Consider the following 24,491-nt stretch of genomic DNA (forward strand, 5'->3'; position numbering starts at 1 on the left):
AACCGATGTGACATTCGGTCACCGTCACGGGCGGGTGACTACGCGCGCTGGCTGGAGACCGAGACGATCTCGCCGGTCATGTAGGTGGTGTAGTCGCTCGCGAGCATCGCGATGACCGACGCGATCTCCCACACCTCGGCGGCGCGGCCGTAGGCCTCGCGCGATGCGAGGCTGTCGAGCAGCTCGTCGCTGGTGACCTTCGCCAGGAACGGGTGCTTGGCGATGGACGGCGAGACCGCGTTGATGCGGACGCCGAACTCGGCGGCCTCGATCGCGGAGCAGCGGGTGAGCGCCATGACGCCGGCCTTGGCTGCCGCGTAGTGCGACTGCGAGTGCTGTGCACGCCAGCCCAGGACGGAGGCGTTGTTGACGATGACGCCGCCGTGCTCCACGCCCTTGAAGTAGCGCAGCGCGGCGCGGGTGGCGCGGAAGGTGCTGGTCAGCGTGATGTCGACGACGCGGTCCCACTGGTCGTCGGTCATGTCGACGATCGGGGTCTCGCCGCCCAGGCCGGCGTTGTTGACCAGGACGTCGATGCGGCCCAGCTTCTCGGCGGCGCCGACGATGAGCGCGTCGACCTGATCGGTGCTCGAGACGTCGCACACGAACGACTCGATCTGCTGGCTACCGAACTCGGCCGACAGCTTCTCGACGGTCTCACCGAGGCGACGCTCGTGGAAGTCCGAGACCAGGACGTCGGCGCCTTCGAGCAGCGCGCGGCGTGCGGTCGAGAAGCCGATGCCGGTGCCGGCCGCGGCGGTCACGACGACCTTCTTGCCCTTGAGCAGGTCGTGGCCCGCGACCTCTTCGGGAGCGACGGCGAGCGGGGACTTGATGGTGGCGGTCACGGGCGTGCCTCTCGGGGAAGGCCGAGCACGCGCTCGGCGATGATGTTGCGCTGGATCTCGTTGGATCCGCCGTAGATGGTGTCGGCGCGGGTGAACAGCCACAGGCGCTGCAGGTCGTTCAGTTCCTCACCGGGTTCGGTGTTCTCCACACCGACGAGCGAGGCCGCACCCTGGACCTCCATGGCGAGTTCGCCGAGGCCGCGATGCCAGTTCGCCCACAGGAGCTTGGCGACCGACGCCTCGCCGCCGTTGGCGCTCGCATCGACCGCCGCGAGGGTCCGCAGTGCGTGGGCACGCATGACCTGCAGGCCCATCCAGGCGCGGGAGATCTTGCTGCGGATCGCCGGATTCTGGGCGGCGCCGTTGCGCTCGGCCAGTTCGACGACGGACTCGAGCTCACGGGCGAAGCCGATCTGCTGCCCGAGGGTCGAGACGCCGCGCTCGAAGGTGAGCGTGCCCATCGCGACGCCCCAGCCGTTGCCCTCGCCGCCGACGACGAGGTCCGCATCGGTGCGGGCGTTGTCGAAGAACACCTCGTTGAACTCGGAGGTGCCGGTGAGCTGGATGATCGGACGGACCTCGACGCCCTCCTGGTTCATGGGAACCAGCAGGTAGGACAGGCCCTTGTGCCGGGAGGAGCCCGGCTCGGTGCGGGCGACGACGAAGCACCAGTCCGACAGGTGTGCGAGCGACGTCCAGACCTTCTGGCCGTTGACCGACCACTGCTCGCCGTCGAGGCGCGCGGTGGTCGACACGTTCGCGAGGTCGGAGCCGGCGCCGGGCTCGGAGTAGCCCTGGCACCACAGCTCGGTGACCGTCTTGATTCCCGGCAGGAAGCGCTGCTTCTGCTCCTCGGTGCCGAACGCGATGAGCGTCGGGCCGAGCAGCTCCTCACCGATGTGGCTCACGCGTGCAGGCGCATCCGCACGCGCGTATTCCTGATGGAAGATGATCTGCTGGCTCAGCGTCGCCTCGCGTCCGCCGTACTCCTTCGGCCATCCGAGGCAGGTCCAGCCGGCGGCGGCCAGGTGGCGATCCCACTCGAGGCGTTCCTCGAACGCCTCGTGTTCACGCCCCGGCCCGCCCAGGCCCTTCAGCTCGGCGAACTTCCCGGAAAGGTTCTCTTCGAGCCATTCGCGAATTTCCCGCGCAAAGGCCTCGTCAGCAGCTGCCTGCTCGCTGGTCTCAATACCCTGGCTAACGTCCACAGCGATACGGTACCCTACCAAGCACTTGCTTTGTATAGAGGTTCTGCCTCGTTGAGGAGAGATTGTGAGCACGAATGTGACCACCGAGCCCCGGACGACCCCGGCTGCGCTGTGGCGCGCCGCTGAGCAATTCGGATCGAACGAGGCTGTAGCGGACGGATCCGACCGGACCACTTACACCGAACTGCTGGAACGCGTTCGCCTCGCAGCCCGGGCGTTGATGGCGAAGGGTGTGGAGGCCGGCGACCGCGTCGCGGTCTGGGCGCCCAACACCCACCACTGGATCGAGGCGTTCCTCGCCGCGCAGTACGCCGGCGCGACGCTCGTGCCGATCAGCACCCGCTACACCGGTCACGAGGCCCTCGACCTGCTCGAGCGCACCCAGGCCAAGGTCCTGGTCGTCCCCGACCGCTTCCTCAAGAACGATCGCCTCGCGGACGTCCTCAAGGCCGCCGGGCCCGCGGGCATCCCGACGCTGAAGCTGGTGCTGCGCACGCCGTCGGACAATCCCGCGGCCGGCGCCCCCACCACCGAGTTCCCCGGCGGCGAGATCCTCGAATGGGATCAGCTCGCCGCGGCCGCCGAGCCGGTCACGGCCGAGGAGGCCGACGCCCGTGCCCGCGCCGTCTCCCCCGACGACGTCGCCGACATCCTGTTCACGTCCGGCACCACCGGCAAGAGCAAGGGCGTCATGACCGCGCACCGCCAGACCGTCGGCATCGCCGACGCCTGGGCGGACTGCGCCGAGGTCGACAGCAACGACCGCTACCTCGTCGTCAACCCGTTCTTCCACACGTTCGGCTACAAGGCCGGACTCATGGTGTGCATCCTGCGCGGCGCCACGATGGTCCCCGCCGCGGTCTTCGACGTCCCCACCATCATGGCGACGATCGCGAACGAGAAGATCAGCGTGCTGCCGGGCGCCCCGACGATCCACCAGACGATCCTCGACTTCCCGACCCGCGACGACTACGACCTGTCGAGCCTGCGCGTCGCGATCACCGGCGCGGCCGCCGTGCCGGTCGTGCTCGTCGAGCGCCTGCAGGCCGAACTCGGCTACGACGCCGTCATCACCGCCTACGGCCAGACCGAGGCGGTCGTGGTGACGATGTGCCGCACCGACGACGACCCGGTCACGGTGTCGACGTCGTCGGGTCGCGCGATCCCGGGCATGGAGGTCCGGATCGGCGAGCACGGCGAGATCCTGGTGCGCGGCGAGAACGTCATGCTCGGCTACCTCGACGACCCGGAAGCGACGAAGAAGACGATCGACGCGGACGGCTGGCTGCACACCGGCGACGTCGGCGTGCTCGACGAGCGCGGCTACCTCGACATCACCGACCGCCTCAAGGACATGTACATCTCCGGGGGCTTCAACGTGTACCCCGCGGAGATCGAGAACGCTCTCGCCCGTATGGATTCCCTCGCGGAGGCGGCCGTGATCGGCATCCCCGACGAGCGGATGGGCGAGGTGGGCCGCGCGTACGTCGTGCCGAAGGCCGGCGTCGCCGTGACCGCGGAGGACGTCATCGCGTTCTGCAAGGAGCGTCTGGCGAACTTCAAGATTCCGCGCGAGGTCACCGTCGTCGGCGCGCTGCCGCGCAACCCGTCGGGCAAGGTGCTCAAGAACGATCTGCGGGAGGGCAAGGCATGACCGACCCCCACAGTGTTTCCGATCGGGGCGACGTTCCCGACGAGGGGGAGGTCGTCACGTACGAGGTGCGGGACCACGTCGCGTTCGTGACGCTGAACCGCCCCGACTACCGCAATGCGCAGAACTCGGTGATGACGTACGCCCTCGACGCCGCGTTCGAGCGGGCCGTCGAGGACGACGACGTGAAGGTGATCGTGCTGGCCGGCAACGGCGAGCACTTCAGCGCCGGCCACGACATCGGCACGCCCGGCCGCGACCACCACGTGCACTACGAGAACAAGGCCGCGCTCTGGTGGGACCACCTCGGCAAGGCCGGCGGTGACCAGCGTTTCGCTCGCGAGACCGAGGTCTACCTGGGCATGTGCCGCCGGTGGCGGGAGATCCCGAAGCCGATGATCGCGCAAATCCACGGGGCCTGCATCGCCGGTGGCCTCATGCTCGCGTGGTGCTGCGACCTGATCGTCGCATCGGAGGACGCGTACTTCTCGGATCCCGTTGTCCGGATGGGCGTCCCGGGCGTCGAGTACTTCGCGCATCCGTGGGTGCTGGGGTCTCGGTTCGCGAAGGAGATCCTCTTCACGGGCGACCGCTTCACCGCGCAGCGCGCGTACGAGGTGGGCATGGTCAATCGGGTGGTGCCCCGCGCCGACCTCGAGACCGAGACGCTCGCGCTCGCCGGCCGGGTCGCGGAGATGCCGCGCTTCGGTCTGGCACTCACCAAGAAGGCCGTCAACCAGTGCGAGGACCTCATGGGTCAGCGCGCGGGTATGGATTCGGTGTTCGGCCTGCACCACTTTGCCCACGCACACAATGCCGAGGTGGGCAGGGACTCGCTGGGTGGAATGGACGTCAACAGTATGAAAGCGAAGGCGAAATAGTGGATCTCGAACTGGATGAGAAGGCCCGCGCCTTCCAGCTGGAAGTGCGCGAATGGCTCGCGGCGAACGTTCCGGCACAGCCGCTGCCGTCGATGGACACCGCGGAGGGCTTCGAGGCCCACCGCGAGTGGGAGCACAAGCTCGCCGACGCCCGCCTGTCGACCGTCTCGTGGCCCGTGGAGTACGGCGGCCGCGATGCGTCGATGATCGAGTGGGTCCTCTTCGAGGAGGAGTACTACAAGGCCGGCGCCCCCGGTCGTGTGAGCCAGAACGGCATCTTCCTCTTCGCGCCGACGCTCTTCGAGCACGGCACCGAGGAGCAGCTCGCCCGCATCATGCCGAGCATGTCCCGCGCCGACGTCATCTGGGCGCAGGCGTGGTCCGAGCCGGAGGCCGGCAGCGACCTGGCGGGTATCCGCTCGACCGCTCGTCGCACCGAGGGCGGCTGGATCCTCAACGGGCAGAAGACGTGGAGCTCGCGCGCGGTGTACGCGGACTGGGGCTTCGGCATGTTCCGCACCGACCCGGAGGCGCAGCGCCACAAGGGCCTGACGTACTTCATGTTCCCGCTGAACCAGGACGGTGTCACCGTCCGGGCGATCCCGCAGCTCGACGGCGAACCCGGCTTCGCGGAGATCTTCTTCGAGGACGTCTTCGTGCCGGACACCGACGTCGTCGGTGAGGTGAACAACGGCTGGCGTGTCGCGATGAGCACCGCGTCCAACGAGCGTGGCCTGTCGCTGCGCAGCCCGGGCCGCTTCATCTCCGCGGTGAACCGTCTGATCGAGGTGTGGAAGGCGAACGCCGACGACACCGACACCGCCGCACGCGACCGCGTGGTCGACGCGTGGATCGGTGCCGAGGCGTACCGCCTGCACACGTGGGGCACCGTCACCCGCATGCTCGAGGGTGTCCCCCTCGGCGTCGAGGGCTCGATCAACAAGATCTTCTGGTCCGAGCTCGACGTCCGCATCCACGAGACGGCCCTCGACCTGCTGGGCGCCGACGGCGAGCTCGCCGGCAAGTGGCAGGACGGCTACCTGTTCTCGCTGTCCGGCCCGATCTACGCCGGCACCAACGAAATTCAGCGCAACATCGTTGCCGAGCGGATGCTCGGACTCCCGAAGGCGGATCGATGAAATTCTCCCTCTCCACCGAGCAGCGCGATTTCGCGGAGAGCCTCCGCGGCCTGCTCGCCAACGCCAACACCCCGGCCGTCGTCCGGTCGTGGGGTGAGAACGACACCGCAGCGGGCCTGGCCCTGCTGGCGCAGCTCGCCGAGACCGGCGTGACGGCACTCGCCGTGCCCGAGGAGTTCGACGGCATCGGCGCGCATCCGGCCGACCTGGCCGTCGCGTTCATCGAGCTCGGCCGCGCCGCGGTCCCGGGCCCGATCCTCGAGACCGCTGCCGCCGTCCCGGCGCTGCTGTCGGCGCTGAACGACCAGCAGCTGGCCAAGCGCTTCCTGCCCGGCATCGCCGAGGGCACCCTCGCGTCGCTGGTGCTCGAGCCGTCCACGCCGCGCGCCCTCGACGCCGATGTCGCCGAGCCGGTCCTGCGGGTCTCGGGTGACACCCTCGAGCTGGTCCGCCCGACCACGCAGCTCGAGTCGGTCGACCCGGCCCGCCGCCTGTTCGAGGTCGAGTCCGTCGAGACGCTCGCGCAGGGCGCGGACGTCGCAGCCGCCGCGGAGAAGGCCTACGACCTCGCGGTCCTGGCCGCGTCGGCGCAGCTGATCGGCGCCGGCCACGCGATGATCGAGACGGCCACCGAGTACGCCAAGAACCGTTCGCAGTTCGGTCGCGTCATCGGCAGCTTCCAGGCCGTCAAGCACCACATGTCCGACGCCCTCGTGGCCGTCGAGATGGCGACCCCGCTGGTGTACGGTGCGGCGATCTCGATCGCCGAGGGATCCGACACCGTCGCGCGCGACGTGTCGGCCGCCAAGGTCGCCGCCGCGAACGCCGCCTACGTGGCGTCGCGCAAGGCGCTGCAGGTGCACGGTGCGATCGGTTACACCCTCGAGTGCGACCTGTCGCTGTGGCTGACCAAGACGCGGGCCCTGCAGTCCGCGTGGGGCACCGCCTCCGCCCACCGCGCACGGATTGCGAGCGCACTGTGAGTGGCGTCGGAGTGTTCACGGAGGAGCAGATCGAGCTCCGCAAGACGGTTGCCGCACTGCTGGCCAAGCGTGCCGACCCGGCCGCACTGCGTAAGACGCTCGAGTCGGGCGACAGCTACGACCGCGGTCTGTGGGACGTGCTGTGCCAGCAGGTCGGTGTCGCGGCACTCGCGATCCCGGAGGAGTTCGGCGGCTTCGGCGCCACGCTCGTCGAGCAGCACCTGGTCCTCGAGGAGCTCGGTGGCGCGCTGACGCCGTCGCCGATGTTCGGTTCCGCGGTCCTGGCCGCGCAGGCGATCCTGGCGACCGGCAACACCGAGGCGTGCGAGCGCCTGCTCCCGGGCATCGCCGAGGGTGCGTCCGTCGCCGCCCTGTGCTGGGTGGGCCCCGAGGGCCACTGGCGCAGTGACGAGGTCGCCTGCACGGCGGCCGGCAGCGACGCCGACGGCTACACCGTCTCGGGCACCGCGCACTACGTGCTCGACGGTGCACACGCGGACGTGCTGATCGTCGCCGCTACGGTCGACGGGGTCATCGCGCTGTTCGAGGTGGATCCGTCCGCCGACGGCGTCGCCCGCCGCGAACTGCCGACGATGGACCTGACCCGTCCGATGTCGTTGGTGGAGTTCACCTCCGCCGCGGCCGTCCGGCTCACCGCCGACGACGCGACCGCGGCGCTCGAGAAGGTCCGCACCATCGCGATCGTCGCACTGTCGGCCGAGCAGGTCGGCGCGGCCGCGCGCTGCCTGCAGATGACGGTGGACTACAGCAAGGACCGCGTCCAGTTCGGTCGCGCGATCGGCAGCTTCCAGGCGCTCAAGCACCGCATGGCGGAGCTGTACTTCCAGGTCGAGACGGCCCGGTCGGCGTCGTACGCCGCGGTGTACTCGCTGAGCGAGGGCCTGCCGTCGGCCGCAGCCGATGCCGCGGTCGCGAAGGCGTACTGCTCGGAGGCACTGCTCACCGTCACCGGCGATTCGATCCAGTTGCACGGCGGCATCGCGATCACGTGGGAGCACGACGCGCACCTGTTCTTCAAGCGGGCCCACGGCAGCGCGCAGCTGCTCGGCCAGCCGGAGGAATTCCTCGAGGGCATGGAGTCGCTCGCGGGTCTGCCCGCCTGACGTCCGTCCCGCACACGCCGAGGGCCGGCCCGGAACTTCCGGGCCGGCCCTCGGCGTATCCGCTCACGTGTTGTCGCACAGCTCCTCGAGGTACTGCGCGACGCCGTCGGCGTCGTTGCCGGGCAGGATCCGGGCCGCGAGAGCGCGCACCTCCGGCAGCGCGTTCTCCGGGCACAGTGCGGTACCGCCCCACAGCAGCATCGGGATGTCGTTCACGGCGTCACCGATCACCGCAACCTCCTCGGCCGCAATGCCCCTCGCCGCGCAGAGCCTGGCGAGGGCACTGGCCTTCGACACCCCGGTCGCCGCCATCTCGACGTACGGGGCACCGGAGTGCGTCAGTTCGACGCCGTCGACACCGGCCGCGACCGCGAGCCGGTACAGCTCGTGACTGGGCACCTCGGGGTGTCGTGCGACGATCTTGACCATCGGCTCCCCCATCCGCGGCAGCCGCTCCTCGAGAATCATCTCGTCGAGTGTGCGGTGGTGGTCGGCGTAGTCGCACAGTGCCGCGTACTCGGGTTCGGCCACGAACTTCGTCGGCCCGACGTTCGCGAACACCACTCCCGGCACCAGGGTGCGGACCCGGTCCATCGCGGCCAGGGCCTCGGCGACCTCGATCGAGACCGTGCCGGTGATCTCGGGGGTCCCGTCCGCCAGGTCGAGAGTGACCGCACCGTTGGCGCAGATCGCCTCCCCGCGGAAGCCGCACGAGCGGGCCAGCGTATCCACCGAGTGCCGGGCACGGGCCGTCGCCCACACCACCTCGATGCCCGCGTCACGCGCGGCCACCATTGCCCGCGCCGTACGCGGCGACACCGTCCGGTCGGACCGCAGCAGGGTCCCGTCGAGGTCCGAGGCCACCAGTCTGATTCGCGTCACCCGTCCATGATCCCAGGAGCCCCGATGTCGGCCGCAGGCTATAGGCTCGCGCCGCACGCCACGTGGGCGTCGAGGGAGGACGGCATGGGAGTCTGGGGTCCGGGAAACTTCGAGAGTGACACCGTCGCAGACGGACTGGGCGAGCTGACGGACCGGATCATCGCGGACATCGCGGAGCAGTTCGACGACCCGACCGACACCGCCCTGGAGCCGGACGAGTGGGGCGGCGAGATGGTGCCCGCCTGGCTCGAGATCCTCGTCCAGATCGTCGAAGGTGGACGAGTCGGTGCGACGTTCCCCTCGGTGACGGTACTGACCGGGTGGCGGGACCGGTATCTGCGCGTGTGGGACGGATACATCGACGGCCTCGACCCCACGGCCGGCCACAAGATCGCTCGACGCGCGGTGCTCGCCGACACCTTCGATCGGGCCGTTTCACTCGCCACGGAGCGCGAGCAGGACTGACACACCCGGGCAGAAGGGACGGTGTTTCGCAGGACACCACGAACATCGTCCTCGGAGCGCTATCGTTCCGGCACCGCGACAGGCCGAGGAAAGGACTGACGGGATGCGTCGGTATCGGAGTGCATTCGCCACTGCGACTGTCCTTCTGGCACTGGGACTGTTCCCCGCGGCGGCCGCCGCGACCCCCAGCGAGGGTGTCACCGGCGAGATCCTGGGTCAGGCCACGGTCGGTGACAGGGACTACGTCCTCCGCAAGATCACGATCGCGCCCGGTGGGACCACGGGCTGGCACTTCCACGACGGCATGCTGTACGGCCTCGTCACCGAGGGCACGCTCACGCACTACCGGTCCGACTGCACCACCGACGGCATCTACAACGTCGGCGGCACCATCGTCGAACCGAGCGGGCCCGGCTACGTCCACATGGGCCGCAATCTCGATCCGACGCCGATGGTCCTGCACGTGCTGTACGTGAACCCGACCGGCAGCCCATTGTCCGAGGACGCACCCGCACCGGGTTGCGCGTAGCCCTACCGTCATCCAGACGGTCAGCCACCTGATTCCGGTCGCCGCGCCGCCGTCGTGAACTTCACCGGCATCGTGCCGAGCCCGGGCACGACAATCGCCCAAACCCGCCCCGAGAGTGGGACTTGTTCCTACTATCGGCGAGGTATCGGACGTGCGAGGGGAGACGTGATGAGGTCGGACGGCGGATCCGGGAGTGTCATCGGCGGGGTGGTGTCGGCGTGAGTTCACACGAGGTGCTCGGCAAGCAGGTAGACATGCCCGTCGAGGTCCGCGCCGCCACCGCGTTCATGGCGATGTATTCGGTCCCCACCGCGGCCGCCCAGTCGTTGATCGAGCACACCGGGCTCGAGATCCTGCAGTTCCGCCCCGGGCGCGGCCTGTGTGGGCTGGTGTTCGTCGACTACGTGGACGGAGATCTCGGCCCGTACAACGAGTTCGGTGTCACCTTCATGGTCCGCGACCACCGCCGCCGGGGACGGTCGTCGGTGTTCGGCGACCTGCGGGCGCTGGCCACCGGTCGGGCCGGCGCGCTCATCCACCAACTGCCCGTCGACGGCGATTTCACCCTCGCCGCCGGCCGTGAGATCTGGGGATTCCCCAAGGTCCTGGCCGACTTCGAGGCCGACCACAGCAGTGACGTCCGCCGCGGCAAGGTCAGCCGGGACGGCCGCCTCATCGCCGAACTCACTGTCAAGCAGGGCATTCCGACACCCGGCGGCGGCGCCAACACGTCCCTCGAGGCGTACTCGCACCTGGGCGGCGTCACCCGGCACACCGCCTGGGACATGAACCCCAGGGGCGTCCGGTCACGGCTCGGCGGCGCCGAACTGCGCTTGGGCGACCACCCGATCGCGACCGAACTCCGGTCCCTCGGCCTGCCGCGCCGCGCATTGATGACCACCACGATCCCGGATCTGCAGATGACCTTCGGCGACGCGGCGAAGGCCTGAACCGACACGACACTCCGCCGACGAACCCTTGCGAAACGAGACCGACTGGTGTCTGCTAGAAGACTTGGACGTTTGATCAAGTAATGATTCTCGACCTCGCGCAAAGGACTTCGTCGTGACGATCAGTCGACGCACCGTGCTCGCCGGAGCCGCGGCCGCACCGGCGCTCGCAGCCATAGCCGGCTCGACCGCACAGGCACTGCCCCGCTCCACCGGCGCGCCCGCCCGCCGCTCCGCACCCGAGCAGGGATTCCGGGTCGGCGTCGGCCTGTCCGACATGACCGGCCCGGTCGCCGAGAACGGCATGATGGGCTACTCGCAGTTCGACCAGCGCACCGAGGGCCTGCACCAGCGGACCCGCGTCCGCGCGTACATCTTCGCCGACGCCGCCGACAACCGCGTCGTCTACGCGTGCGCCGACACCTGCATGGTGTTCCAGGCCGTGCACGACGCCGTGCTGGCCCGGCTCGCGGAGAAGTTCGGTACCCAGTACACCGAGAAGAACGTCATGCTCACCGCCGTGCACTCGCACGCCGCGTGCGGCGGTGCGTCCCAGGACTATGCGTACAGCCTCGCGACGCTGGGCTTCCAGCCGCAGGTGTTCGGCGCCGAGGTCGACGGCCTGGTCGAGGCGATCGTCGCCGCACACGACAACCTGACCGCGGGCGTCGTGTCCTACGGGCGCAGCGAATTGAAGGACGCGAGCGTGAATCGTTCGCGCGCGGCATTCGATCGGAACCCGCAGCGCGACAAGGACTACTACCCGCTCGGTATCGACACCTCGATGCGGGTGCTCAAGATCAGCCAGGGCGGCGACAACGTCGGCGGCATCGGCTGGTTCCCCACCCACGGCGCCTCCCTCACCAACAAGAACCACCTCGTCTCCGGCGACAACAAGGGCGCCGCCGCGTACTTCTGGGAGCACGACGTCGCGGGTGTCCGCTACCTCGACGGAGCACCCGGATTCGTCGCGTGCTTCCCGCAGACCAACACCGGCGACATGTCCCCCAACCTCGACCTCGAACCCGGGCACGGCCCCACCTCCGACGAGTTCGAGAACGCCCGGCTCATCGGCGAACGTCAGGTGACCGCCGCCCGGACCGCGTTCAAGGCGGCGTCGCCGCTCGCATCGACCACCGTCGACAGCCGAATCATGTACCTGGACATGGCCGACCAGATCGTCGACGGCAAATACACGTCCGACGGGCAGACCCGCCGCACCGCACCGGCATGCATCGGTGCCGCGATGGCCGCGGGCAGCACCGAGGACGGACCCGCGATCGACATCTTCACCGAGGGCACCCGCAACCCGATGATCGACGCCCTCGGTGGCATCGACACCCCCACCCCGCAGTGGCTCGCCGACGCGCAGGCGCCCAAGCTGGTGCTGGTGCCCGTCGGCCTGCTGCCCCCGGACGGCTGGGTACCGCACGTGCTCAAGATCCAGATCATCCGGATCGGCGACGTCTACGTCGTCGGCGGACCGGCCGAGTACACCATCGTGTCGGGCCTGCGGATCCGCCGCACCGTCGCCGAGGAACTCGGAGTCCCGTTGGAGAACGTCATCTTCCAGGGCTACGCCAACTCGTACTCGAGCTACTGCACCACGCCCGAGGAGTACGACGCCCAACAGTACGAGGGCGGGTCGACGCTGTTCGGCCGCAACACCCTGCCCGCCTACCAGCAGGGATTCGCGAAGCTCGCCGCGGCAATGAAGATCGGCGCCGACGTGCCGCGCGGACCCGCACCGCGCGACCTGTCCGCCTTCCAGCCCGGCTTCGGGCACGACTTCCCGGCCGACGAGCCACTGCCCGGACGGGCGTTCGGCGACGTCGTCGTCCAGCCCACCGGGAACGCCGGCGTGGGCGAACAGGTGGCCGTCGAGTTCGTCACCGGGCACCCCAAGAACGACCTCCACCGTCGCGGAACATATTTCGAGGTGCAGCGCCGCGACGGCAGCCGTTGGGTGCGCCACGCCGACGACGGCGACTGGGCCACCAAGTACCGCTGGCGCCGCGAGGGACTGAACGCGTCCATCGCCCGCATCACCTGGGACGTCCCGACCGGAACCCCGTCGGGCACCTACCGCATCCAGCACTTCGGCGACCGCAAGGCCCCGGACGGCGCGGTATCCCCCTTCACCGGAACATCCGCGGAATTCACCGTCCGCTGAGAGTCCCCTCTCTGAACAGCTGAAGGGTCCCTTCGTGCGCTGCGAGCGCATGAAGGGACCCTTCAGCTGTCGGGGGTCTCGAGAATCGTCTTGGCGTTCTGCAGATTGCTGTGCACGTCACGGGAATACAGTTTGACGACGACGGAGTCCGCGAACTTGAACAGGCGAGTCCCCGCGTCGGATTCCTGCCGGAAGGTCACCCGGGTCGCACCGTCCCCGTCGCTCTCGAAATCGAGTTCGCGGTCGTAGCCGATCTTTGATTCCTTCGACCGGATCCGGAGCACCTTGTTCTCCTGATAGTCGGCGAGTTCCTCTGTCGCGTGGACCCGGACACCCGCGACACGCGCGGTCACATCCATCACCGCACCGACCTCGTTCGGGGCCCCGGAGAGCACCTTGTACTCGACTACGTTGCTGCTCCATTCTGGAAGGTTGTCCGGATCGGACATGTATCGGAAGACCTCGGGGAGTGGTCGATCGATGACGATCGACTCGCTCGTCTCGAGTGTTCGAGCCATGGGATCTCACATCCTCAACTGCACGACTGGCCGGCACACACCGCCATACCCGTTCCACTGCACGGGAGTACGGATACCGGATACGAAACCTCAATGCGAATGCACCAACCCGGCGCGCGGACAACCGATCCGGTCATGCGCTCGATGCGCACTGGGAACCGCGGGTCCGACGCGCGCCTGTCCCAATCGTAGTCCGGCCAAGACGGCATTTGAAGGCTCGAACCGGCACACCAAGAGTGCCCCAAAAGAGCTGAAAGGTCCCTTCACACGCTGGTAGCGCATGAAGGGACCCTTCAGCTGCAACTCCAACGGAGATCACCGTCGGACCCGGCGCGGTTACCCCGCGGGGAAGACGAAGGTGTCGTTGACGAAGCGCTCGGCGCGGCCGGTGAAGGCGACGCCGTTGGCGGTGTGGCCGCCGAGGATCCGGTGCACCACACTTCCTTCCGGAGCGGTCACTGTCCCGATGCCCGCCGCGGGCTGGTCGATCGTCATATTCGCGTTCGTGGTGACCACGTAGCGGCCTTGCGCGTCCCGGGTCCACAGTTTGTAGACGATTCCCGGGTTCGGTACCCGCACCCCACCGGGCAGCAGCGACGGCGTCAACTGCGCTGTCGCGGAGGTCGGTGCAAGATCGCCGCCGGCCGTCGCGGAGGCGTGCCGATCGAGTCGGTCGGGCGCTCCGAGATCGAGTGTGATGTCGGCGAGTTCGGTTCGATAGCCGACGCCCGACTTGAATTCGGACAGCAGCGAATTCGTGTCCAGCTGCGAGAGCATGTAGATGTTCTCGGCAACGACCTCACCCAGCCGCGGCGACGCGATCGGCGCCGGTGGCGAGATCGACAACGCGGCCTCGGACAGGTGGAACCGGCCGATCTTGGTTCCGTTCACGTTCGCATCCGCACAGGTCGAAGTCTCGATGAGCATCGTGGGCACTGCGGCGAGGACGAATCCCGTCGGGAGCATCGCTCGGGCCCGCTCCGCCTGCGCCGGATCGAGTGGGATCGTGACACCGAGATTGGTGCACGATCGCGCCTCCACCACCCCCACATGCGTGGCACCCGCTGCCGCCGATTCGGCAGCAGCGGGTGCCACGCATGTCAGGGACAGTGCGAGTGCACTCATCGCGCCCCGAGCCAACGTCGTTCGTCGTCCACGAGACACATGCACTGCGTTCCGCCTTTCCGTTGCGGATACCTACAACCAGGTGTCCTCGCTGGCGGTGGTGAGGAACGCCTCGAGATCGTCCCGCCACGGCGCCGGCACCGTCTTGTCCGGCTCGATGCCGGTGTACTGGCCGCGGTAGAACAGCAGCGGTCGCTCCGTTTTGATCTCACTCATCGAGTGGACCCGCCCGAAGACCACGTAGTGGTCGCCGCCGTCGTGCACCGTCTCGACCGTGCAGTCGATGTGTGCGAGCGAACCGGTCAGGATCGGCGATCCCAACGGGGAAGTCGTCCAGTCGATTCCCGCGAACTTGTCCGGTTCGCGCGAGCCGAACCGGGCACACGTGGACTGCTGTTCCTCGGCGAGGACGTTGACCGCGAAGTGCCCCGACCGCTCGATCGCCGCCCAGGACCGTGACCCCTTCGTGGGGCAGAACAGCACCAGCGGCGGATCGAGCGACAGCGCGGCGAACGACTGGCACGCGAATCCGACCGGGGCGTCACCGTCGTCGCCGGCATCCATCGTCGTGATGATCGTGACACCGGTGCAGAACTGGCCGAGTACGGTCCGGAACTGGCGCGGATCGATCTCCGTGCCGGTTCCCGCGCCGGACGTCTCGGGCGCGGACACTACTTGAACCCCACCGTGAAGTCGTGGCCCCACAGGCTCACCGCGGTGCTCTCCTTGGCGATCCACTTCTCGTCCTCGACCTCGAGTCCCTCGCAACCGAATTCGACGTCGAATCCGCCCGGGGTCTTCATGTAGAACGACAGCATCAGGTCGTTGACGTGGCGGCCCAGCGTCGCCGACATCTTCACGTTCTTGCGGAGCGCACGGTCGAGGCACAGGCCGACGTCGTCGGAGTTCTCGACCTCGACCATGAGGTGCACGATGCCCGACGGATTCGGCAGCGGCGCGAACGCGAGGCTGTGGTGACGCGGGTTGCAGCCGAGGAAGCGCAGCCAGGCCGGATCACCGTCCGCCGGACGCCCGACGACCTGCGGAGGCAGGCGCATCGAGTCGCGCAGCTTGAATCCCAGCACGTCGCGGTAGAACTCGAGGTCGGCCTCGTCGTCCTTGGTCGCGAGCACGACGTGCCCCAGACCCTGCTCACCGGTGACGAACTTGTGTCCGTACGGGCTCACGATGCGGCGGTGCTGCAGGGCGATCGTGTGGAAGACCTCGAGGCGCGAACCGGAGGCGTCGCGGCACTTGATGAACTCGACGACGTTGCGTTCGGCCGCCTCCTCCTTGGTGCCCTCCTCGAACTCCCAGTCGGCCTTGGCCAGGCGCTCACGAATCTCCTGCAGGCCTTCGGCGTTGGCGCACTCCCAGCCGGTGGCGTACAGACCATCGCGCTCACCGGGCACGATGACCAGACGAGCCGGGTAGTCGTCCATGCGCAGGTACAGGTTGTCGGGGTTCGAGCCCTTGCCCTCGATCATGCCGAGGACCTTGAGCCCGTACTCGCGCCAAGCGGCCATGTCGGTCGCCTCGATGCGCAGGTACGCAAGTGAACGGATACTCATCAGTTGCCCCCATCGAGCAGGAAGTCGCCTGCGAGCCGGTTGAACTCGTCGAACTTCTCGAGCTGCGCCCAGTGGCCGCAGCCGCCGAACACGTGCAGTTGGACGCGCGGGATCATCTTCAGTGCCACCAGCGCACCGTCGATCGGGTTGACCCGGTCCTCGCGGCCCCAGATCAGCAGGACTCGCTGGCGCAGCTTGTACGCGTCGCGCCACAGCATGCCGAGCTCGAAGTCCGAACTCGCGAACGACTTGCCCATCGCCTTGGCCGCAGCGAGCGACTCGGGCGAGCTGGCCGCGGCGAACCGCTCGTCGATCAGTTCGTCGGTGATGAGCTTCTGGTCGAACACCATGATGCGCAGGAACGCCTCGAGGTTCTCCCGCGTGGGCTGGTACGCGAACTTGCCGAGGTTCCGGACACCCTCGGTGGGGTCCGGCGCGAACAGGTTGACGCTGAGCCCGCCCGGCCCCATGAGGACGAGCCGGCCGGCCCGCTCCGGGTAGTCGAGCGCGAATCGAACCGCGGCACCGCCGCCGAGCGAATTGCCCAGCAGGTGAACACGATCGGTGATGCCGATGGTGTCGAGCAGATCCTTCAGGGCCGACGCGCTGTGCACGAAGTACTGGGGGTGCTCGTTCGGCTTGTCGGACTTGCCGTAGCCGGGCTGGTCGACCGCGATCACGTGGAACTGCTGCGCCAGAACGGGAATGTTCTTGGCGAAGTTGGACCACGACGAGGCGCCGGGTCCACCGCCGTGCAGCAGCACGATCGTGGGGCCGTTGCCGACGCCGGCCTCGTGGTAGTGCAACTTCAGGTCGTCGCGGACCTGCGCGAAGCGGGAGGTCGACTCGTAGGTCAACTCTTCGGTAGTGGTCATGTGCCGCCCCTAGACCATCGTGTCGGTGAGCGGCAGACCGAACTCGGCACCACCGAACATCACGTAGGCGCGCTCGGCATCGTTGGCGGCGTGCACGCGGCCCGCGTGCGCGTCCCGCCAGAAGCGCTGGATCGGTGTGCCGTTGGTGAGCGCCGTGGCACCCGAGTTCTCGAACAGTCGATCGATCGAGGCGATGGCGCGACCCGTCGCACGGACCTGGTCGCGGCGGGCGCGCAGACGCAGTTCGATCGGCACCTCCTCGCCCGCGAGCAGGTGCGCATACTCGTCGGCGACGTTGCCCGACAGCTGACGCCACGCCGCGTCGATGTCGCTGGACGCCTCCGCGATCCGGATCTTGGCGAACGGGTCGTCCTTGGCCTTCTCGCCGGCGTAGGCCGCGCGCACACGCTTGCCCTGGTGCTCGACGTGGGCGTCGTAGGCGCCGTACGCCATACCCACGATCGGGCTCGAGATGGTGGTGGGATGGATGGTGCCCCACGGCATCTTGTAGACGGGCGCGGTGTTCTGCTGCAGGCCCGGCGCCGTCAGGTCGCTCATCGCCTTGAAGCTCAGGAAGCGGTGCCGCGGCACGAAGACGTCCTTGACGACCACGGTGTTGCTGCCGGTGCCACGCAGGCCGACGACGTTCCACACGTCGTCGATCTCGTAATCCTCACGCGGGATGAGGAAGCTGCCGAAGTCGACCGGGCGACCGTCCTTGATGACCGGGCCACCGACGACGACCCACGACGCATGGTCGCAGCCCGACGACCAGGCCCACGCACCGTTGACCTTGTAGCCACCGTCGACGGCCTCGCCGGCGCCCATCGGCGCGTACGACGACGAGATCCGGACGTCGGTGTCCTGGCCCCACACGTCTTCCTGCGCCTGCTGGTCGAACAGCGCGAGGTGCCAGTTGTGGATGCCGAGGATACCGGCGACCCATCCGGTGGAACCGCACGCGCTCGCGATGTTGCGGACCGCGGTGTAGAAGGTGACGGGATCGGACTCGTAGCCGCCCCACTGCTTGGGCTGCACCAACCGGAAGAACCCGGTCTCCTGCAGGGCCTTGATGGACTCGTCGGGGATGCGACGCAGATCCTCGGTCTCCTGTGCGCGTTCACGCAGCACCGGCAGTAGCGCGTCGATCCGCCGCATCACCTCGCGGCTGTCCTGGTCACCCACTGGACGCTCCCGTCTGTAGAGATGTTCACTTGCCCTGAGACTAGAACACGTTCTCTTCCATGTCGAGGAAACCGGAATTCCACTGGTAAGCGGCAGTCGTCGCAGATCCCGAGCACTCGAAATCTAGCGGAATCCGACGAAGTTCTATAACGTGTTCTAGCAACAGCTAGAAGGGATGTGAGGTACTGATGGCGCAGATTCGTGAGATCGATGTGGGAGCTCCGCAGACGCGTTTCGCACGCGGTTGGCACTGCATCGGCCTGGAGCGCGAATTCCTCGACGGCAAGCCGCACGCGGTCGAGGCGTTCGGCACCAAGCTGGTGGTCTTCGCCGACAGCGAGGACAAGCTGCACGTGCTCGACGCGTACTGCCGGCACATGGGCGGCGACCTGAGCCAGGGCGAGATCAAGGGCGACTCCGTCGCGTGCCCGTTCCACGACTGGCGCTGGGGCGGCAACGGCAAGTGCACGGACATTCCGTACGCCCGCCGCGTACCGCCGATCGCGCGGACCCGCACGTGGACCACACTGCAGCGCAACAAGCAGTTGTTCATCTGGCACGATCCCGAGGGCAATCCCCCGCCGGACGACGTCACGATCCCGGAACTGCCGCAGGTCATGACCGACGAGTGGACCGACTGGCAGTGGAACCGGATCGTCGTCGAGGGCTCCCACTGCCGCGAGATCGTCGACAACGTCGTGGACATGGCGCACTTCTTCTACGTCCACTTCGGCTTCCCGAAGTACTTCAAGAACGTCTTCGAGGGCCAGGTGGCGTCGCAGTTCCTGCAGAACCACGGCCGGCCGGACGTCGGGAGCATGGGCACGCAGTACGGCGATTCGGTGCTGGACTCCGAGGCGTCCTACTTCGGCCCCTCGTACATGGTCAACTGGCTGCACAACAACTACAGCGGCTACAAGGTCGAGAGCGTCCTGATCAACTGCCACTACCCGGTCACGCAGGACTCGTTCGTCCTGATGTACGGCGTGAGTGTGGAGAAGCCGAAGGGCCTCGACGACGCCACGAGCAACAAGCTCGCCCGCAAGTTCACCGAGGGCGTGGCGATGGGCTTCGAGCAGGATGTCGCGATCTGGAAGAACAAGACCAAGATCGAGAATCCGCTGCTGTGCGAGGAGGACGGCCCGGTCTACCAGCTGCGCCGCTGGTACGAGCAGTTCTACGTCGACGTCGCCGATGTCGACGAGAAGGCCACGCAGCGCTTCGAGTTCGAGATCGACACCACCAAGGCCGTCGAGGCCTGGCAGCGTGAGGTCGACGCGAACCTGGCCCGGCAGGCTCAGGAAGCAGCAGCGAAGGCCGATTCGGACAACGCCGGGGTCGAGACGGGAGTGTGACGATGACCTCGACCTGGTCCAAGGCCCCGAATTTCGCCGACAGTCCGGCCCGGGTCGAGGCTGTCCGCGCCCAGACCGCCGTCGACCTGCAGACCTACCTCGAGGACGGTCTGCACGAGGTGGAGTGCCGCGCGTGCGGGACGTGCGTGCTGGTCCGTAAGAACAGCTACAAGCACACCAGCATCCAGTGGCAGGGCAATCCCGCCGAGGCGTGCCCGGAGTTCACCGACGCCGGTGGGCGAACCGGTTCCCGGCAGACCTGCCCACGACTGCTCAGCAGCATCAACCACGCCGTGCTGGAGGGCATCCTCGAGGTGCGCGACACGCGGTCGTAGCAAGCGATCACACGAGGCTGGGCGGGCATCCATCAGGATGCCCGCCCAGCCTCGTTTCATGTCCGCGCAGCCCGAACCCGCATCGACTGCAACGCGTGTTCGTTTGTCGACATCGTGATCGCACGATTCTCGCAATACTTCCTGGCAGAAAGCATGGACTGGCGACCACTTCGTTCTATAACGTGTTCTACATGAGCAAGCAGGAATACGACATCGTCGTCGTCGGCAGTGGCGCCGCCGGCATGACCGCCGCGCTTACCGCCGCACACCAGGGCCTGAGCGTGGTCGTCGTCGAGAAGGCAGCGCACTACGGCGGTTCGTCCGCACGATCGGGCGGAGGTGTCTGGATCCCGAACAACGAGGTGCTGCAGCGCGACGGAGTCACCGACACGACGGACGCGGCACGCACCTATCTCCACAGCATCATCGGCGACGTCGTCGATCCCGCGAAGATCGACACCTACATCGACCGCGGCCCCGAGATGCTGTCCTTCGTCATGAAGAACAGTGCGCTGGAACTGCAGTGGGTTCCCGAGTACTCGGACTACTACCCGGAGGCGCCGGGCGGACGCATCGGCGGACGCTCCGTCGAACCCGTCCCCTTCGACGGCAACCGTCTCGGTGACGACCGCAAGAACCTCGAGCCCGACTACGTGAAGGCGCCGAAGAACTTCGTCATCACGCAGGCCGACTACCGCTGGCTGAACCTGTTGATGCGCAACCGCCGCGGACCGCTGCGGGCGATGAAGGTCGGCATGCGTTTCCTGGCCGCGAAGGCCCGGGGCAAGGATCTGCTGGTGCGCGGCCAGGCCCTCATGGCCGGACTGCGTCTGGGCCTGCGGGACGCCGGCGTCCCGGTCCTGCTGAACACCCCGCTCGTCTCGCTCCACACCGAGGACGGCGTCGTGCGCGGCGTCAAGGTCCTCGTCGACGGCCCCGACGGAGCCACCGAGCAGGTCATCCACGCTCGCCACGGTGTCGTCCTCGGCTCGGGCGGCTTCGAGCACAACGACGAGATGCGCAAGCAGTACCAGCGCGGCCCGATCGGCACCGAGTGGACCGTCGGCGCCAAGGCCAACACCGGCGACGGCATCCTCGCCGGCCAGAAACTGGGCGCGGCAGTCGACTTCATGGACGACGCCTGGTGGGGTCCGTCCATCCCGCTCACCGGTGGCCCGTGGTTCGCACTGTCCGAGCGCACGCTGCCCGGCTCCATGATGGTCAACACCCGCGGCAAGCGATTCGGCAACGAGGCCGCGCCGTACGTCGAGGCAACCCACATGATGTACGGCGGCGAATACGGTCAGGGCGAGGGCCCTGGCGAGAACATCCCCACGTGGATGATCCTCGACCAGCGCTACCGCAACCGGTACACGTTCGCGGGCATCACCCCGCGCTCCCCGTTCCCGGGTCGCTGGCTCAAGGCCGGAGTCGTCGTCAAGGCGAACACGATCGCCGAACTCGCCGAGAAGACCGGCCTTCCGGTCGATGCCCTCACCGAGACGGTTCAGCGCTTCAACGGGTTCGCCCGCAACGGCAAGGACGAGGACTTCGGTCGCGGCGACAGCGGCTACGACCACTACTACGGCGACCCGCGACTGAAGAACCCGAGCCTCGCCGAGATCGACAAGGCACCGTTCTACGCCATCAAGATGGTGCCGGGCGACTTGGGAACCAAGGGCGGCATCGTCACCGACGTCAACGGCCGTGCTGTACGTGAGGACGGTTCGGTGATCGAGGGCCTGTACGCCGCGGGCAACTGCAGCTCCCCCGTCATGGGACACACCTACGCCGGACCCGGCGCGACCATCGGTCCCGCGATGACGTTCGCGTACCTGGCCGTGCTCGACATCGCCGACCGTGCCCGGGCCGCAACGCAGTCCGTGACGAACTGACAGGAGAACCAAGTGCCCATCGATCCGTCGATCGCGATCGGAGCGCAGCTCCCCACGCAGGAGTTCTCCTGGACCCCGTCCGACGTCCAGCTGTACCACCTGGGCATCGGCGCGGGGGCGCGTCCTCTGGACCCCCGCGAACTGCGGTACCTCGACGACGCCAAGCCGCAGGTCCTGCCGACGTTCGCGACGGTCGTCGCGAACATCCACGCGACGGAGGCGCCGCGTGTGTCCTTCCCGGGCGTCGAGATCGACCTCGCCAAGGTCGTGCACGGCAGCCAGGAAGTGACCGTCCACCAGCCGATTCCGGCGAGTGGTTCGGCCCGGACCACGACGCGGATCGCCGAGGTGTGGGACAAGGGCAAGGCCGCGGTGATCGTGCAGGAGTCGTCGACCGTCGCACTGGACGGCTCACCGCTGTGGACGGCGCGGTCGTCGATCTTCGCACGTGGCGAGGGTGATTTCGGGGGTGAGCGTGGCCCGTCGGAGTCGGTCGCGCTGCCCGATCGGGCTCCCGACGCCGAGACGATCTCGCAGGTCCTGCCGCAGCAGGCGCTGCTGTATCGGATGTGCGGAGACCGCAATCCGCTCCATTCGGATCCTGGATTCGCCTCCGCTGCGGGCTTTCCTGCGCCTATCCTGCATGGACTGTGTACATACGGGATTATTTGCAAGGTAGCGACCGACACCGTCCTTGACGGAAATGCCGATCGTGTCAAGGGATTTCGTGCCCGTTTCGCGGGGGTAGTCTTTCCCGGCGAAACGCTGCGCACGCGGATCTGGCAAGAGGCCGACAGGTTGCTCATCTCTGCAACAGTTCCCGAGCGCGACGACTCGCCAGCCCTGGCGGACGTCGTGCTCACCGTCGCGTAGGCGAACACGAAGCTGTACCGGTCGGGTCGATGTGCTCATCGACCCGACCGGGCATATCTGCACCCGGACTTCATTCCCCCTCACACACCTTGGAGTACACGAATGACGCTCAACGACGAGCAGACTCGGCTGTCGCGGCGAGGATTCCTCGCCGCAGGTGCCGGTGCCCTGGCGGCCGGTGCCGTGGTCGGCGGCTGGACGCCTGCCTTCGCCGTTCCCGCCGGCTCCGCAGGGTCCCTCGGGTCCCTGGGATCCCTCGGCTCCTCCGGTCCGGTCGCGCCGCTCCCGACGCCGCCGAACTTCCCGCAGGGCATCGCACTGTTCCAGCAGGCGTACCAGAACTGGTCCAAGGAGATCATGCTGGACGCCACCTGGGTCTGCTCGCCGAAGACGGCGGACGACGTGGTCACCCTCGTCAATTGGGCGCACGAGCACGGCTACCAGATCCGTCCCCGCGGCGCGATGCACGGTTGGACCCCGCTCACCGTCCAGAACGGCACGAACGTCGACAAGGTGATCCTCGCCGACACGATGACCCATCTCAACGCAGTGACCGTGAACCCGAGCGGATCCACGGGCACTGTCACGGCGGGCGCGGGCGCGACCATCGACGCGATCGTCACCGAGCTGCAGAAGCACGATCTGGGATTCGCGAACCTGCCGGCTCCGGGTGTGCTGTCGATCGCGGGCGCGCTGGCTGTCAACGCGCACGGTGCGGCGCTGCCCGCCGACGGCCAGTCGACGGAGCCCGGACACACGTACGGCTCGCTGAGCAACCTGGTCACCGAACTCACCGCAGTGGTGTGGGACGGCAATGCGTACGTGCTGAGGACGTTCCGGCGCGACGACCCGAAGATTCTGCCGATGCTCACCAACCTGGGACGTACCTTCCTGACCTCGGTGACGCTGCAGGCCGGACCTAACTTCCGCCAGCGCTGCCAGAGTTTCACCGACATCCCGTGGCAGGAGCTGTTCGCAGCCAAGGGCGCGAACGGCCGGACGTTCGAGAAGTTCGTCGCCGAATCCGGCGGCGCAGAGGCGATCTGGTACCCGTTCACCGACAAGCCCTGGATGAAGGTCTGGACGGTCTCCCCGACCAAGCCGGATTCCGCCAACGGCAGTCTCGGTAGTGCCGGTTCGCTCGTGGGCAAGCCCCCGCAGTCGCGTGAGGTCACCGGCCCGTACAACTACGTGTTCTCGGACAACCTGCCCGAGCCGGTCACGGACATCCTCGGCCAGATCAACGCCGGAAACCCGTCCATCGCACCGGCCTTCGGCCAGATCATGTACACGACCACCGTCGCAGGGCTGGCCGCGACCAACTCCTCCGACATCTGGGGCTGGTCGAAGGACGTCCAGTTCTACATCAAGGCGACGACTCTGCGGCTCACCGAGGGTGGCGGCGCCGTCGTCGCGCCACGCGGCTAAACGTTCTCGGCGTTCCGGGCACCCCCGGAATGTTCGAGTTCTACCAGGAGATGGAGCAGTGGATGCGGGGTCACTACAACAACAACGCCGCCACGTTCCGTCCCGAGTGGTCGAAGGGTTGGGCGTTCGGCCCCGACCCGTACACCGACACCGACATCGTCACGAACCAGATGCCGGCCACCTACATGGCGGGTGTCGAGAACGTCCACAACTGGGAGACGGCCCGCGGTCAGTACAACGACCTCGATCCGCACCGCATCTTCACCAACTCGTTCATGGATCAGCTGCTGCCGTAGGGTAGCCGGAATCTGATCCGCCGACGCCGGTGGTGCCTGGTAGTCCTCCAGGCGCCACCGGCGTTCTCGTGGGCCGGGGTCGAATCCGGATTCGGAGTACCGTCGAAGTTGATGCACGACAACCGACGGTGAGCTGAGCCCAGGGAGTGCTGTCATGACCGCATCCACGCCGGATCCCCCTCCGCCCCCGCCGGAGCCGACG

At 67.7% G+C, this 24,491-nt stretch carries 22 protein-coding genes and 1 pseudogene; 14 read left to right on the forward strand and 9 right to left on the reverse strand.

Features of this window, described 5'->3' with window-relative positions:
• Positions 1-38 precede the first annotated feature (38 nt).
• Both IJ15_RS0101120 and IJ15_RS0101125 read right to left on the reverse strand, forming a co-directional pair.
• Positions 39-848, reverse strand: a complete 810-nt coding sequence (locus tag IJ15_RS0101120; RefSeq protein ID WP_031936512.1) for an SDR family oxidoreductase — start codon at positions 846-848, stop codon at positions 39-41.
• The gene (locus IJ15_RS0101125; protein WP_031936513.1) at positions 845-2,056 is read right to left on the reverse strand and encodes an acyl-CoA dehydrogenase family protein; all 1,212 of its coding nucleotides are present in this window, start codon (positions 2,054-2,056) and stop codon (positions 845-847) included. Before IJ15_RS0101125 ends, IJ15_RS0101120 begins: the two co-directional genes overlap by 4 nt.
• Positions 2,057-2,132: 76 nt before the next feature.
• On the opposite strand from IJ15_RS0101125, the gene IJ15_RS0101130 reads away from it, so the two are divergent.
• The 5 genes from IJ15_RS0101130 to IJ15_RS0101150 are packed head-to-tail and all read left to right on the forward strand — an operon-like array spanning position 2,133 to position 7,834.
• Positions 2,133-3,710: a FadD3 family acyl-CoA ligase gene (locus tag IJ15_RS0101130; protein WP_031936514.1), complete on the forward strand. Its 1,578-nt coding sequence runs from the start codon at positions 2,133-2,135 to the stop codon at positions 3,708-3,710.
• Positions 3,707-4,588, forward strand: coding sequence for an enoyl-CoA hydratase (locus IJ15_RS0101135; RefSeq protein ID WP_031936515.1), 882 nt, complete (start codon positions 3,707-3,709; stop codon positions 4,586-4,588). The genes IJ15_RS0101130 and IJ15_RS0101135 overlap by 4 nt, the downstream gene beginning before the upstream one ends.
• Positions 4,588-5,727 (forward strand): acyl-CoA dehydrogenase family protein, encoded by a 1,140-nt coding sequence (locus IJ15_RS0101140; protein WP_031936516.1) that lies wholly within the window; start codon positions 4,588-4,590, stop codon positions 5,725-5,727. Before IJ15_RS0101135 ends, IJ15_RS0101140 begins: the two co-directional genes overlap by 1 nt.
• On the forward strand, positions 5,724-6,710 hold the full coding sequence (locus tag IJ15_RS0101145; RefSeq protein WP_031936517.1) for an acyl-CoA dehydrogenase family protein: 987 nt from the start codon (positions 5,724-5,726) through the stop codon (positions 6,708-6,710). Before IJ15_RS0101140 ends, IJ15_RS0101145 begins: the two co-directional genes overlap by 4 nt.
• Positions 6,707-7,834: an acyl-CoA dehydrogenase family protein gene (locus IJ15_RS0101150; RefSeq protein ID WP_051918433.1), complete on the forward strand. Its 1,128-nt coding sequence runs from the start codon at positions 6,707-6,709 to the stop codon at positions 7,832-7,834. Before IJ15_RS0101145 ends, IJ15_RS0101150 begins: the two co-directional genes overlap by 4 nt.
• A gap of 63 nt (positions 7,835-7,897) precedes the next feature.
• On the opposite strand, the gene IJ15_RS0101155 is transcribed toward IJ15_RS0101150, so the two are convergent.
• Complete coding sequence (locus IJ15_RS0101155; protein WP_031936519.1) at positions 7,898-8,716, reverse strand: HAD family hydrolase; 819 nt, start codon at positions 8,714-8,716, stop codon at positions 7,898-7,900.
• A gap of 24 nt (positions 8,717-8,740) precedes the next feature.
• On the opposite strand from IJ15_RS0101155, the gene IJ15_RS0101160 reads away from it, so the two are divergent.
• The 4 genes from IJ15_RS0101160 (at position 8,741) to IJ15_RS0101175 (ending at position 12,833) form a co-directional block, all read left to right on the forward strand.
• Complete coding sequence (locus IJ15_RS0101160) at positions 8,741-9,181, forward strand: DUF4259 domain-containing protein (protein WP_231569383.1); 441 nt, start codon at positions 8,741-8,743, stop codon at positions 9,179-9,181.
• 103 nt (positions 9,182-9,284) lie between these two features.
• Positions 9,285-9,710 carry a cupin domain-containing protein gene (locus IJ15_RS0101165; protein WP_031936521.1) on the forward strand — a complete coding sequence of 142 codons (426 nt, stop codon included), beginning with the start codon at positions 9,285-9,287 and terminating at the stop codon, positions 9,708-9,710.
• A gap of 218 nt (positions 9,711-9,928) precedes the next feature.
• The gene (locus IJ15_RS0101170; protein ID WP_031936522.1) at positions 9,929-10,660 is read left to right on the forward strand and encodes an acetoacetate decarboxylase family protein; all 732 of its coding nucleotides are present in this window, start codon (positions 9,929-9,931) and stop codon (positions 10,658-10,660) included.
• Between the two features lie 115 nt (positions 10,661-10,775).
• A complete protein-coding gene (locus IJ15_RS0101175; protein ID WP_031936523.1) occupies positions 10,776-12,833 on the forward strand; it encodes a neutral/alkaline ceramidase in 2,058 nt (685 codons plus the stop codon).
• A gap of 62 nt (positions 12,834-12,895) precedes the next feature.
• On the opposite strand, the gene IJ15_RS0101180 is transcribed toward IJ15_RS0101175, so the two are convergent.
• The 6 genes from IJ15_RS0101180 to hsaA all read right to left on the reverse strand — a co-directional run bounded on the left by IJ15_RS0101180 (position 12,896) and on the right by hsaA (position 18,107).
• Positions 12,896-13,351, reverse strand: coding sequence for an SRPBCC family protein (locus tag IJ15_RS0101180; protein ID WP_031936524.1), 456 nt, complete (start codon positions 13,349-13,351; stop codon positions 12,896-12,898).
• 336 nt (positions 13,352-13,687) lie between these two features.
• On the reverse strand, positions 13,688-14,476 hold the full coding sequence (locus tag IJ15_RS0101185; RefSeq protein WP_156111981.1) for a hypothetical protein: 789 nt from the start codon (positions 14,474-14,476) through the stop codon (positions 13,688-13,690).
• Positions 14,477-14,548: 72 nt separating this feature from the next.
• Positions 14,549-15,148, reverse strand: a complete 600-nt coding sequence (hsaB, locus tag IJ15_RS0101190) for a 3-hydroxy-9,10-secoandrosta-1,3,5(10)-triene-9,17-dione monooxygenase reductase subunit (protein ID WP_031936526.1) — start codon at positions 15,146-15,148, stop codon at positions 14,549-14,551.
• Positions 15,148-16,047: an iron-dependent extradiol dioxygenase HsaC gene (gene hsaC, locus IJ15_RS0101195; RefSeq protein ID WP_031936527.1), complete on the reverse strand. Its 900-nt coding sequence runs from the start codon at positions 16,045-16,047 to the stop codon at positions 15,148-15,150. Before hsaC ends, hsaB begins: the two co-directional genes overlap by 1 nt.
• Positions 16,047-16,922 carry a 4,5:9,10-diseco-3-hydroxy-5,9,17-trioxoandrosta-1(10),2-diene-4-oate hydrolase gene (hsaD, locus tag IJ15_RS0101200; protein WP_031936528.1) on the reverse strand — a complete coding sequence of 292 codons (876 nt, stop codon included), beginning with the start codon at positions 16,920-16,922 and terminating at the stop codon, positions 16,047-16,049. The genes hsaC and hsaD overlap by 1 nt, the downstream gene beginning before the upstream one ends.
• A 9-nt stretch (positions 16,923-16,931) precedes the next feature.
• A complete protein-coding gene (hsaA, locus tag IJ15_RS0101205) occupies positions 16,932-18,107 on the reverse strand; it encodes a 3-hydroxy-9,10-secoandrosta-1,3,5(10)-triene-9,17-dione monooxygenase oxygenase subunit (protein ID WP_031936529.1) in 1,176 nt (391 codons plus the stop codon).
• A 188-nt stretch (positions 18,108-18,295) separates the two neighbouring features.
• Between hsaA and IJ15_RS0101210 the strand changes: the two genes are divergently transcribed.
• The 5 genes and pseudogenes from IJ15_RS0101210 to IJ15_RS24800 all read left to right on the forward strand — a co-directional run bounded on the left by IJ15_RS0101210 (position 18,296) and on the right by IJ15_RS24800 (position 24,289).
• Complete coding sequence (locus tag IJ15_RS0101210; RefSeq protein WP_031936530.1) at positions 18,296-19,462, forward strand: Rieske 2Fe-2S domain-containing protein; 1,167 nt, start codon at positions 18,296-18,298, stop codon at positions 19,460-19,462.
• Positions 19,459-19,797 carry a hypothetical protein gene (locus IJ15_RS0101215; protein WP_031936531.1) on the forward strand — a complete coding sequence of 113 codons (339 nt, stop codon included), beginning with the start codon at positions 19,459-19,461 and terminating at the stop codon, positions 19,795-19,797. The genes IJ15_RS0101210 and IJ15_RS0101215 overlap by 4 nt, the downstream gene beginning before the upstream one ends.
• 191 nt (positions 19,798-19,988) lie before the next feature.
• Entirely contained in the window at positions 19,989-21,692 is a 1,704-nt protein-coding gene (gene kstD, locus IJ15_RS0101220; protein ID WP_197059709.1) for a 3-oxosteroid 1-dehydrogenase, read from the forward strand.
• Positions 21,693-21,704: 12 nt separating this feature from the next.
• On the forward strand, positions 21,705-22,565 hold the full coding sequence (locus IJ15_RS0101225) for a MaoC/PaaZ C-terminal domain-containing protein (RefSeq protein WP_031936533.1): 861 nt from the start codon (positions 21,705-21,707) through the stop codon (positions 22,563-22,565).
• A gap of 102 nt (positions 22,566-22,667) precedes the next feature.
• A pseudogene (locus IJ15_RS24800) lies at positions 22,668-24,289 on the forward strand (cholesterol oxidase substrate-binding domain-containing protein).
• Positions 24,290-24,491 lie beyond the last annotated feature (202 nt).

The sequence above is a fragment of the Prescottella defluvii genome, assembly GCF_000738775.1.
Lineage (GTDB): Bacteria > Actinomycetota > Actinomycetes > Mycobacteriales > Mycobacteriaceae > Prescottella > Prescottella defluvii.

Excerpts from the sequence above, each read along its gene's own strand:
- IJ15_RS0101135 (WP_031936515.1), top strand. The coding sequence starts at position 3,707 with ATGACCGACCCCCACAGTGTTTCCGATCGGGGCGACGTTCCCGACGAG.
- IJ15_RS0101145 (WP_031936517.1), top strand. The coding sequence starts at position 5,724 with ATGAAATTCTCCCTCTCCACCGAGCAGCGCGATTTCGCGGAGAGCCTC.
- IJ15_RS0101160 (WP_231569383.1), top strand. The coding sequence starts at position 8,741 with ATGTCGGCCGCAGGCTATAGGCTCGCGCCGCACGCCACGTGGGCGTCG.
- IJ15_RS0101165 (WP_031936521.1), top strand. The coding sequence starts at position 9,285 with ATGCGTCGGTATCGGAGTGCATTCGCCACTGCGACTGTCCTTCTGGCA.
- IJ15_RS0101180 (WP_031936524.1), bottom strand. The coding sequence starts at position 13,351 with ATGGCTCGAACACTCGAGACGAGCGAGTCGATCGTCATCGATCGACCA.
- IJ15_RS0101185 (WP_156111981.1), bottom strand. The coding sequence starts at position 14,476 with ATGAGTGCACTCGCACTGTCCCTGACATGCGTGGCACCCGCTGCTGCC.
- hsaC (WP_031936527.1), bottom strand. The coding sequence starts at position 16,047 with ATGAGTATCCGTTCACTTGCGTACCTGCGCATCGAGGCGACCGACATG.
- hsaD (WP_031936528.1), bottom strand. The coding sequence starts at position 16,922 with ATGACCACTACCGAAGAGTTGACCTACGAGTCGACCTCCCGCTTCGCG.
- IJ15_RS0101210 (WP_031936530.1), top strand. The coding sequence starts at position 18,296 with ATGGCGCAGATTCGTGAGATCGATGTGGGAGCTCCGCAGACGCGTTTC.
- kstD (WP_197059709.1), top strand. The coding sequence starts at position 19,989 with ATGAGCAAGCAGGAATACGACATCGTCGTCGTCGGCAGTGGCGCCGCC.